The 9,915-nt window shown below is 67.6% G+C and carries 8 protein-coding genes and 1 pseudogene; 4 read left to right on the plus strand and 5 right to left on the minus strand.

Annotation, left to right across the window (positions count from 1 at the left end; translation table 11 throughout):
- Positions 1 to 16: 16 nt before the first annotated feature.
- Positions 17 to 1,408: a flavin monoamine oxidase family protein gene (locus ABGB19_RS00490; RefSeq protein WP_347682892.1), complete on the minus strand. Its 1,392-nt coding sequence runs from the start codon at positions 1,406 to 1,408 to the stop codon at positions 17 to 19.
- A gap of 19 nt (positions 1,409 to 1,427) precedes the next feature.
- On the opposite strand from ABGB19_RS00490, the gene ABGB19_RS00495 reads away from it, so the two are divergent.
- Genes ABGB19_RS00495 through ABGB19_RS00505 form a run of 3 tightly spaced genes read left to right on the plus strand, consistent with a single transcriptional unit; the run spans position 1,428 to position 5,441 of the window.
- Positions 1,428 to 2,417, plus strand: a complete 990-nt coding sequence (locus ABGB19_RS00495) for a TIGR03617 family F420-dependent LLM class oxidoreductase (RefSeq protein ID WP_347682894.1) — start codon at positions 1,428 to 1,430, stop codon at positions 2,415 to 2,417.
- A gap of 40 nt (positions 2,418 to 2,457) precedes the next feature.
- A complete protein-coding gene (locus ABGB19_RS00500) occupies positions 2,458 to 3,966 on the plus strand; it encodes an NAD(P)/FAD-dependent oxidoreductase (protein ID WP_347682896.1) in 1,509 nt (502 codons plus the stop codon).
- Positions 3,967 to 3,974: 8 nt separating this feature from the next.
- The gene (locus ABGB19_RS00505; protein WP_347682898.1) at positions 3,975 to 5,441 is read left to right on the plus strand and encodes an NAD(P)/FAD-dependent oxidoreductase; all 1,467 of its coding nucleotides are present in this window, start codon (positions 3,975 to 3,977) and stop codon (positions 5,439 to 5,441) included.
- A 51-nt stretch (positions 5,442 to 5,492) separates the two neighbouring features.
- Here the strand turns inward: ABGB19_RS00505 and ABGB19_RS00510 are convergent, their stop codons facing one another.
- The 3 genes from ABGB19_RS00510 to ABGB19_RS00520 all read right to left on the minus strand — a co-directional run bounded on the left by ABGB19_RS00510 (position 5,493) and on the right by ABGB19_RS00520 (position 8,308).
- Positions 5,493 to 5,900, minus strand: a complete 408-nt coding sequence (locus tag ABGB19_RS00510; protein ID WP_347682900.1) for a hypothetical protein — start codon at positions 5,898 to 5,900, stop codon at positions 5,493 to 5,495.
- A 129-nt stretch (positions 5,901 to 6,029) separates the two neighbouring features.
- On the minus strand, positions 6,030 to 7,142 hold the full coding sequence (locus ABGB19_RS00515; protein ID WP_347682902.1) for a hypothetical protein: 1,113 nt from the start codon (positions 7,140 to 7,142) through the stop codon (positions 6,030 to 6,032).
- Positions 7,142 to 8,308 carry a phosphotransferase family protein gene (locus ABGB19_RS00520; protein ID WP_347682904.1) on the minus strand — a complete coding sequence of 389 codons (1,167 nt, stop codon included), beginning with the start codon at positions 8,306 to 8,308 and terminating at the stop codon, positions 7,142 to 7,144. The genes ABGB19_RS00515 and ABGB19_RS00520 overlap by 1 nt, the downstream gene beginning before the upstream one ends.
- 44 nt (positions 8,309 to 8,352) lie before the next feature.
- Between ABGB19_RS00520 and ABGB19_RS00525 the strand changes: the two are divergent.
- Positions 8,353 to 8,983, plus strand: a pseudogene (locus ABGB19_RS00525) (TetR/AcrR family transcriptional regulator).
- Positions 8,984 to 9,064: 81 nt separating this feature from the next.
- On the opposite strand, the gene ABGB19_RS00530 reads toward ABGB19_RS00525, so the two are convergent.
- Entirely contained in the window at positions 9,065 to 9,847 is a 783-nt protein-coding gene (locus tag ABGB19_RS00530) for an enoyl-CoA hydratase (RefSeq protein WP_347682906.1), read from the minus strand.
- Positions 9,848 to 9,915: the final 68 nt, after the last annotated feature.

Raw genomic sequence — 9,915 nt, forward strand, 5'->3', positions numbered from 1 at the left:
CCGATTGCCGGACTCCTCATCGCGGCTCGTGCCTCGCCGCTTGATCGTCGTCCGTCTGGCCCGTCAGCGCGCGGTGCACCTCGTCGGCCGCGCGCCGGCCGGATCGCACCGCGCCGTCGAGGAAGCCCGTCCACGTGTCGGCGGTCTCGGTTCCGGCCCAGAAGATGCCGTCGACGGGTTTGCGCAGCCACGGCCCGTATGACGTCCACGATCCCGGCGGCACGGCGGCGGTCGGGCCACCCGGTGCGAACGGCTCTGCTCCCCAACAATGGTCGAGGTAGTCGATCGGCGACAGCGCCGCCTCCCCGAACAGCGTGGCGAATCCGGACAGCGCCTGTTCGCGACGTTGGGCGGGGGGCAACGGATCGAACGACCGCGCATCGGTGAAGCCGAGCAGGACGCCCGGACCGCCGTCGCCCGGGCTGACGTCGAAGGTGATGAACACCGGGCCTTCGTCGGAAAGCGCTTCTCCGGACAGGCCTTTCGCGCGCCAGAACGGTGTCTCGTAGGCGGCGTAGGCCTTGCTCAGATTGCCCTGCGGCCAGTGCTGGGCGAGTTTGCCGTACTCCGGCGGAAGGTCGGGCAGGAAAGCGATGGCCGCCCGGTGCTCCGGCGGGATCGCGACGACGACGGCCTTCGCCGTGACCGTTCCGGCGTCGGAGGTCACGCTGATGCCGCCGTCGTGGTGGCGTTCGATGCGGCGCACCACCGCACCCAGCACGACGCGCGGGCCGAGTTGCTCGGCCATCCGCTCGGCGATCTGCTGGGTGCCGCCGGGAAAGCGGTCCTGCTGCGCGCCGCCCTCGACGTCGAGCATGTGGTCCAGCCCGCCGGCGGCCTTCACGTAGCGCACCGCGTGCAGCATCGACACCGCGTCGGGCTCACAACCCCAGGTCACCCGCGCCATGATCGCCATCAGGTCGCGGGTTCCGGCGCTGGCGTGCACCGAGCGCAACCAGTCGTCGAGCGATTGCGAGTCCAGCGAGTCGGCGACCGAGGCGTCCCACGGCCTGTCCACCGGCACCTTGCGGCACACCCGCTCGAACCGCCACTGGATACGCGACACGTCGAGCAGCTCGATGATCGACAGCCGCGGGATGGTGCTGCGGTACGAGCGCACCTTGCCGCGCCAGCGGATCAGGTTCTTGCCGCGGCTGTGCGTGCGCACCGTGTCGCAGCCCAGCTCGCGCGCCAGGTTGACGACGGCGTCCTGCGTGGGCCCGACGAACGTGCCCCCGAGGTCGACCGGGATGCCCGCGATCAGGGCCGTCGACGACCGCCCGCCGACGCGGTCGCGGCCCTCGAGGACCACCACGTCGTGCCCGAGCCGCACCAGCTCGCGCGCCGCCGCGAGCCCGGCGAATCCCGCGCCCACCACGGCCACGTCGGTACTGGCTGGAAAGCTCACGCCGATAGGCTCTCACGCCGTGAAGGTCATGACAGCGTTGTTCGGTCCGACGGATGCGATCGAGCGCGCGCGGCTTCTGCGCGACGCCGGCGCCAGCGGCGTGTTCACCTTCGAGGGACCGCACGACGTGTTCATACCGCTCACCCTGGCCGCCACGGTCGGCGGTCTCGACCTGATGAGCAACGTGGCGATCGCCTTTCCGCGCAACCCCGTTCAACTCGCGCATCAGGCCAACGATCTGCAGCTGCTGGCCGAAGGCCGGTTCATCCTCGGCCTCGGCACCCAGGTGCGCGCCCAGATCGAGAAGCGTTACGGCGTCGACTTCGACCATCCGGTCGCGCGGATGAAGGAGATGGTCGGGGCGCTGCGCGCGGTATTCGCGGCATGGAACGACGGCGACCGGCTGGACTTCCGGGGCGAGTACTACCGCCACACGTTGATGACACCGACCTTCAACCCCGGCCCCAACCCGTACGGTCCGCCGCCGATCTATCTCGGTGCGCTGGGCCCGCGGCTCACCCGGGCGACCGCCGAGGTGGCCGACGGCCTGCTGGTGATGCCGTTCGGCTCCAAGCGGTTCCTGCACGAGGCGACGATGCCCGCCGTGCGGGAGGGGCTGGCGGCGGCCGGGCGCACTCTCGACGACCTGGCCGTCGTGCCGGAGATCATCGTGTCGGTGGGGGAGGACGCCGACGCCCACACCGCGGCGCGGCGGCTGTTGGCGTTCTACGGGTCGACGCCGGCGTACCGGCCGGTGCTCGACGTGCACGGCTGGGGCGACCTGCAGCCGGAGCTCAACGCGATGTCCAAGCAGGGCCGCTGGCAGGAGATGGCCACGCTGATCGACGACGACATGCTGCACACCATCGCGGCCTGCGGCAGCCCGGCCGACGTGGCCGCCCACATCCGCGACCGCGTCGCCGGGGTGTCCGACCGGATCTGCCTCTACCAGCCGGGTCCGATCGCGGTCGACTCTCTGGCCGAGATCGTCGACGCGTTGGCCTCCTGACCCATATCGTGGTACCCAGCCGAACCAAAGGAGGCTGGGTGTGGCCGATGAGCGCTTGCGCGAAGAGCGTGTGAACGGCGAGGTCGAAAACTGCGATGTACTGATCCTCGGCGCGGGGATTTCCGGTATCGGCGCGGCCTACCGGTTGCAGGAGAAGAACCCGAACCTGACCTACACGGTGCTCGAGCGCCGGTCACGCATCGGCGGCACCTGGGACCTGCACCAGTATCCGGGGATCCGCTCCGACAGCGACATCTTCACGCTCAGCTTTCCGTGGGAGCCGTGGACCCGGCCGGAGAACGTCGCCGACGGCCCGGACATCCGCGAATACCTGACGCAGACCGCGCACAGGCACGGCATCGACGAGCACATCAGGTTCGACACCCACGTGCTGTCCGCGGACTGGGATTCGAGCACCGACACCTGGACGGTGCACACCGAACAGGACGGCGCCGCCAAGACCTATCGCGGCCGGTTCCTGTTCTTCGGTACCGGCTACTACAACTACGACGAGCCCTACCGGCCCGATTTCCCCGGCCTGCACGATTTCCATGGCGAGGTGGTGCACCCGCAGCACTGGCCGGAGTCGCTCGACTACGCCGGCAAGAAGGTGGTGGTGATCGGCAGCGGCGCAACCGCGGTCAGCATGATCCCCTCGCTGACGGAGAAGGCCGGGCACGTGACGATGCTGCAGCGCTCGCCCACCTACATGCTGTCGACACCACGGGTGAACCCCATCGTGCAGGCGCTGCGCAAGATCCTGCCGGGACGGGCGGGTTACTGGGCGGCCCGGGTCTACAACGTCATCTTCACGGTCTTCGTCTACGGGTTCGCGCGTGTGGCGCCAGGACTCAGCAAGCGCTACATCCGCAGCCACGCGAAACGCAACCTGCCCGAGGGTTATCCCGTCGACGTCCATTTCAAGCCGCGCTACGACCCCTGGGATCAACGACTGTGCGCGATGCTCGACGACGACTTCTACGAGGCGATCACTGCCGGCCGCCTGGACCTGGTGACCGACCACATCGACCACATCGATGCGACCGGCATAGTGTTGCGCTCGGGCCAGCGGATCGACGCCGACGTGATCATCACCGCGACCGGCATTCAGTTGCAGGCCCTCGGCGGCGTCGTGCTGAGCATCGACGGCGAGGAGGTCAAGCCGCAGGACCGGTTCGTCTACAAGGAGCACATGCTCGAGGACATCCCGAACATGGCCTGGTGCGTCGGCTACATCAACGCGTCATGGACGTTGCGCGCCGATCTGACCGCCCGGGCGTTCGCAAAGCTGGTGGCCTACATGGACTCTCACGGCTACACGCACGCCTACCCGCACCTTGGCGACAAGCCGATGCCGGAGAAGCCCGCGTGGAACATCAACGCCGGCTACGTGCAGCGCTCCCTGCACGCGCTGCCGAAGTCGGGTACGCACCGGCCGTGGAACGTGCGGCACAACTACGTACTCGACGCGATCGACCACCGCTTCGACCGCATCGAGGAGTCGATGGTGTTCGGCCGGGCTCCGGTCGCCGCTGCGATGAGCGCTTGAGGCTTCCGATGACCGAATACAGCGACGTGCTCATCGTCGGCGCCGGGATCTCCGGCATCGGTGCGGCCCATCGCATCCGCGAACGCAACCCCGACCTCAGCTACACCATCCTGGAGCGCCGTGAGCGCGTCGGCGGAACATGGGACCTCTTCAGGTATCCGGGAATCCGGTCCGACAGCGACATTTACACGTTGTGTTTCCCCTGGGAACCCTGGACCCGTCCGGAGATGATCGCTGACGGCGAACACATCTGGCACTACATCGACGAGACGGCCCGCAAGCACGGCATCGACCGGCACATCCGGTTCAACACGCATGTCCGCTCCGCAGATTGGGATTGGGACACCGATACCTGGACGGTGCAGTGCGAACAGGACGGCGTGGCAAAGGACTACCGGTGTCGGTGGTTGTTCTTCGGCACCGGTTACTACAACTATGACGAGCCTTACCAACCGCAGTTTCCGGGGATGGAGGACTTCGCGGGCCAAGTGGTGCATCCGCAGCACTGGCCGGACTCTCTGGACTACACGGGGAAACGGGTGGTCGTCATCGGCAGCGGTGCCACAGCGGTGAGCTTGATCCCGTCACTGACCGACAGGGCGGCGCACGTGACCATGCTGCAGCGCACCCCGTCGTACATGATTTCCGCGACTAAGATCGAGCCGACCGCGGTGGTCCTCCGCAAAGTGCTGCCGTTGAAGCTCGCCCACTGGCTGGTGCGGTGGCGAAATGCCTTGGTCGGCGCGCTGCTCTGGGCGATCGCGCGCCGTGCGCCGGAGCTGAGCAAGCGTGTGCTGCGGCGTATCGCCGAGAGTAATCTCCCGCCCGGATATCCCATCGACAAGCACTTCAAGCCGCCGTACAACCCGTGGGATCAGCGGCTGTGTTTCGTCGTGCACGCCGACTTGTACAAGGAGATTGCCGACGGGCGACTCGACATGGTCACCGATCACATCGACCACATCGACACGGACGGCATCGCGCTGGAGTCGGGCAATCGAATCGACGCGGACGTGATCGTTACCGCGACCGGCCTGCAGCTGCAGTCACTGGGTGGCGTGACGCTCAGCGTCGCGGGTGAGAAGGTCGACCCCCACGAACGGTTTCTGTATCGACGGCACATGCTTGAGGACGTGCCGAACGCTGCATGGTGTGTGGGTTACACCAACGCCTCGTGGACCTTGGGCGCTGACATGACGGCGCAGTCCTTCGCCAGGCTCCTCGCGTATATGCGGTCGCACGCTTACACGCATGGGTATCCGCATCTCGGGGAGCTTCCCATGTCGGAGCAGCCTGCGTTCAACTTGGAGTCCGGTTATGTGAAGCGAGGGCTGCACATGTTGCCGAAGTCGGGCACTCGACGACCGTGGATGTTGAGCCACAACTTCTTACGTGACGCGCTGGGTCACCGGTTCGAGTCGGTGGACGAAGCGATGGTGTTCGGCCGGGCCCCGTTTCCTGCGATTTGTGCGTGAAAACGAGCGCTCAGTGGCTGTTTTCACTCACAAATCACTAGTCCGCGACGGTCAACCGGCCGATGGCGGAAGCATTGTCACCGTTGGCATGACTATTACCGGCGCTCTCGGCGGTGCCAGGTTCGGCGGCCGCACCTGCACAGTCGGCAGGCCGGCTCGCGGCGGCGGCAGTACCGCCTGCTCGCTCTTGGCCGGTTGAGCGACGCAGGTCACCCCGTTGTGAACCCCGCCGGACCGATCGCAGCAGTAGCGGTCCGCTTCCTCGAATTGTCCGACGGGATCCGTGGTGGGTACGCCAACGGTCGTCTGCTTCATGCAGTAGTCGTATTCCTCGACGTCCCACACCGGCTCCGCCGTCGCGGTCGCCGGACACACCGCACCGAAGAGTACGACGGTCGCCGCGAGCACGGCAGCACGCGCAAGCCGCTGGGCAGATGGTTGGAAATCGTTGCTGATCATCTGAGTGTCGCCCCCTGGGTGCACTCGGCTCCCGGTGAGTCGATGTGGACAGTGTGCGCCTCTGACCGCCGACTCGAATCGGGATTCGCCAATATGCCGCAGCCCGTCGGGGGACGACCGACCGCCCCGCTAGTCCGCGACGGTCAGCCAGTCCTTGAAGCCCGACGGGTCGTGGCGGCCGAGCGCCCCGTGCTCGAACAGGCCCCAGCCCTCGGCGGACTTGCCGGCCTCGGTGCACACCGCGCGGCCGACGTGGTCGATGACGCCGAACATGCTGCGCCCGTTGACCGCTGGGTCGGACAAGTCGTAGGTGAGGCGCTCGGTGAACTTGTCGCCCTTCCACATGCCGTGCAGCCAGTCCGAGTCGCCGCCGTAGCCGCCGCCGATGTGGATCGGTACGGCCAGCTTCGACTCGACCTCGAACACCACCGGTGACCCGTCGGGCGTCGTGGCTTCGATCGTGGCGCCGTGGGGGATTCGGGTTCCCGACGTGTAGTGGATCTTCACCCGCGGCCAGCCGAGTTGTTCGACGCGACCGTCGCGCCACACCCGCGTGCAGTCGTTGAGGCTACGGAACCCGTCGGGCTCCTCCTGGATGATCAGCACGAGGCCGAACTCGTCGAAGGCCATCGGCACGTACAGCCACCACATGCCTTCGAACGGCGGATGCGCGGGCCTGCCCGCGGGTTCGGGTTCACCGATCGGGCGGATGCCCCACGAGCGGTCGCGGCTGCCGATCCACACCGACGGGTCGACGGTAATCTGCTCGCCGTCGATCACGACGGTCCCGCTCCAGGAACCCACCTGAGCGAATCGCTGGGCGTCCAAGGTGATTCGCGTGCCGGTGCGCAGGAGGTGGCGCTGCTCCTGCACCGCGTCGTACAGCCCGTTCCAGGTGAGGTCGACGGCGATACCCTCGGTCTCCTCCATCACGATGCGCAGCCTGCGCAGCGGTTCGGTCACCTCGACGCGGTAGCCCAGCACGTGCTGGTTGAGCCGATCGTGGTCGATGCCGTCGGACAGGTGCACCGCGGTCTGGGTGTCACCGCGGCGGACCAGGACGAACGCGTCCTTCACGCCGAGGTTGGGGTAGTACCCGAGGCCGGTGATCAGGAAGATGTCGCCGGTGCGGTCGTGGGCGTTGAAGTACGAGCGGTCGTAGAAGTTGCGATCCGAGGACCCGGGCCAGGCGATCGGCTGGGGGATCTGGTGGATGGGGAATTCGTCGGTGGGTCCGAGCATCAGGCGTCGTCTCCTTTGGTCGGCTCTTCGCGCGAGCGCTCATCGCTGATGAGCCGTCTCAACAGGGCCGCGTGATAGAACAGCGACTCCACGTCGGCGGGCTTCTCGATCTCGCCGAAGCGCACCCGTCGCGCGCTGGTCCGCATGAAGACGCACGCCCAGATGACGCCGGAGTAGACGTAGAACCAGTGCAGGTCGCCGAGATCCACGCCGGTGAGCGCCGCGTAGGTGGCCTTCACGTCGGTCTCGGTCATGAAGTCGGGCAGCCCGGGCAGGCCCGCCAGGCCGGCGAGTTCCTGGAAGACGTTGTGGGCGAAGATCATCCACGCCGCATCCATCTCGCGCGGTCCGAGCGTGGCCATCTCCCAGTCCAGCACGGCTCTGGGCTGATAGCCCTCGTAGAGCACGTTGCCGACGCGGGAGTCGCCCCACACCAGCACCGGGTCTCCGGCGGCGACGTCGGCGGGCCAGTTCTTCTCCAGCCAGTCCAGCGACCGCTCGACCAGCGGCGAGCGCCCGATGTCGGGCACGGCGAACCGGTACCAGTTCTGCAGCCAGTTCAGGTTGCGCCGTAACGCATTGGCGTCGGATCCGTCGTCGAGGAAACCGAACGTCGTCTGCGGTTCGGGTATCGAGTGCAGCTTGGCCAGCACCCCGACGGTGCTGTCCTGCAGTTCCCGTCGCTTCTCGGTGGGGGAGTCGGCGAACCAGTTGCCGCCGAACGTGTACGGCATGACATCGGGCGGCACCCGACCCTCGACGTAATCCATCAGGAAGAACGGCGTGCCGAGCACCTTGCCGGTGTTCTCCAGCCATCGCACCGACGGCACGGGGACGTCGGTCAGTTCCCCGACGAGGCGGATGACGTCGAACTGGTGGTCCATCCGGTACGCGTCGAACACCGGGACGTCCTGGGGCGCCGGGGCCACCCGAGCGACCCATTTCTCCTCGTGCGCCCGGCCGTCGGCGGTCCAGCGGCCCGTCAGGATGATCGTCTCCGAGGACATGCCGTTGGCGTCGACACCGCTCTCGACGGTGATCTCCGGGGAGGTCCCGCCGGGCAGCACCGTCGACAGCCACCGCGACATCACATCGGGCAGAGTGGACAGATCGCGACTCGAATGTTCGAGGCGGCTGACGTCTTCGACAGCCGGTTCAGTAGCCACAACTTCTTCCTTCGACCGAGAATTACGATACGGTGGGTAGCGTTATGAAAGCAGACCAGTCATCGGATGACAAGAGCCCGCGGACGAGAGGAGCACATGCCACTCACACAGCCCGGGCGGCCCCGGGATCCGCGTATTGACGCTGCCATACTGCGGGCCACCGCGGATCTGCTTGTGGAAATCGGCTATTCGAATCTGACGATGGCCGCCGTCGCCGAGCGGGCGGGCACCACCAAGACCGCGTTGTACCGCCGGTGGTCGAGCAAGGCCGAACTGGTGCACGAGGCCGCGTTCCCGGCGGCGCCGACCGCCATCGAGACCCCGCCGGGCGACATCGCCGCCGACATCCGCGCGATGCTCGAGGCCACCCGAGACGTGTTCACCAGCCCGGTGGTGCGCGCGGCCCTGCCGGGTCTACTCGCCGACATGACCGCTGACACCGACCTCAACGCGCGCGTCATGAACCGGTTCGCCGACGTGTTCGCCGCGGTGCGCACCCGGTTGGCCGACGCGGTGGCCCGCGGCGAGGTGCGCTCCGGCGTCGACCCGGACCGGCTCGTCGAGGTCATCGGCGGGGCCACGCTGCTGCGGATGCTGTTGCAGCCGGGCCGGCCGCTCGCCGACGACTGGGTCGACCAGACCGCCGCCATCGTCGTGCACGGCGTGGTGGGATAGCCCCTTCTCCATCACCGCGAGCGACCGTGTCTGTACGCCGACACGCCGCGTCAGGTGTGCATTTTGCGGTCGCTCGCCGGGCTATTCCCGCGGCTCGATCTGACGTTTGTTCCGCTCCGAGACCGCGCGGAACTGATCTCCGAGCCCGTCGAAGTCCCGATGCTGGGCGTACGCGATCTTCTCCTCGGCGGCCAAGCCGGGGTCGATCACTGCGGCCGCGCCGGCCGCGTAGATCTCCTTCAGCCCCCGCATGACCGGGCCCGGCACCTCGGCGATCTGATCGGCCAACTCGATCGCGCGATCCAACAGCCGCTCATGGGCCACCACCTCGGTCACCAGGCCGATGCGTTCGGCCCGCGCGGCGTCGACCACCTCACCGGTCATCGACAGCCGGCGCGCCATCGCCAGCCCGACCAGCTGGGGCAGCCGTGCCGTCATCCCGCCGCCCGGCAGGATGCCGACCCGGGCGTGGGTATCGGCGAACACCGCCCGCTCGGAGGCCACCAGGAAGTCGCAGCCCAGCGCCATCTCCAGCCCTCCGGTGAACGTCGCACCGTTGATCGCCCCGACGGTCGGCGTCCGCATCGTCGCGACCGCCGCGATGCAACTCTGCGAGCGGAACTCCTCGAAATAGCCCAGCCCGTCGCGCTGTGCCTCCTTCAGGTCCACCCCGGCGCAGAACGCCGGATCGGCCCCGGTCAACACCACGGCGCGGACGGCTTCTTCGGCGTCGGCTTCGGTCAGCGCCGAATAGGTCGCACGGATCAGGTCGCGGCTCAACGCGTTTCTGGCCTCCGGCCGGTTGAGCGTCAGGACCCGGACCGGGCCGTGGTCGGCGACGAGGACGAGCGCAGAGGCGGTCATGCCCCGAATCTAGCGGCCGCGGCCGGCGGCGCGTATATTCCGTTACGGTTCCGTATCGTATTGGGGAG

The sequence above is a fragment of the Mycobacterium sp. B14F4 genome (assembly GCF_039871645.1).
In the GTDB taxonomy this organism is placed as follows: domain Bacteria; phylum Actinomycetota; class Actinomycetes; order Mycobacteriales; family Mycobacteriaceae; genus Mycobacterium.

What these genes read in the sequence shown, in the direction of transcription:
- ABGB19_RS00505 (WP_347682898.1), top strand. Translation starts at nt 3,975, where the DNA reads ATGACCGAATACAGCGACGTGCTCATCGTCGGCGCCGGGATCTCCGGC.
- ABGB19_RS00510 (WP_347682900.1), bottom strand. Translation starts at nt 5,900, where the DNA reads ATGATCAGCAACGATTTCCAACCATCTGCCCAGCGGCTTGCGCGTGCT.
- ABGB19_RS00515 (WP_347682902.1), bottom strand. Translation starts at nt 7,142, where the DNA reads ATGCTCGGACCCACCGACGAATTCCCCATCCACCAGATCCCCCAGCCG.
- ABGB19_RS00530 (WP_347682906.1), bottom strand. Translation starts at nt 9,847, where the DNA reads ATGACCGCCTCTGCGCTCGTCCTCGTCGCCGACCACGGCCCGGTCCGG.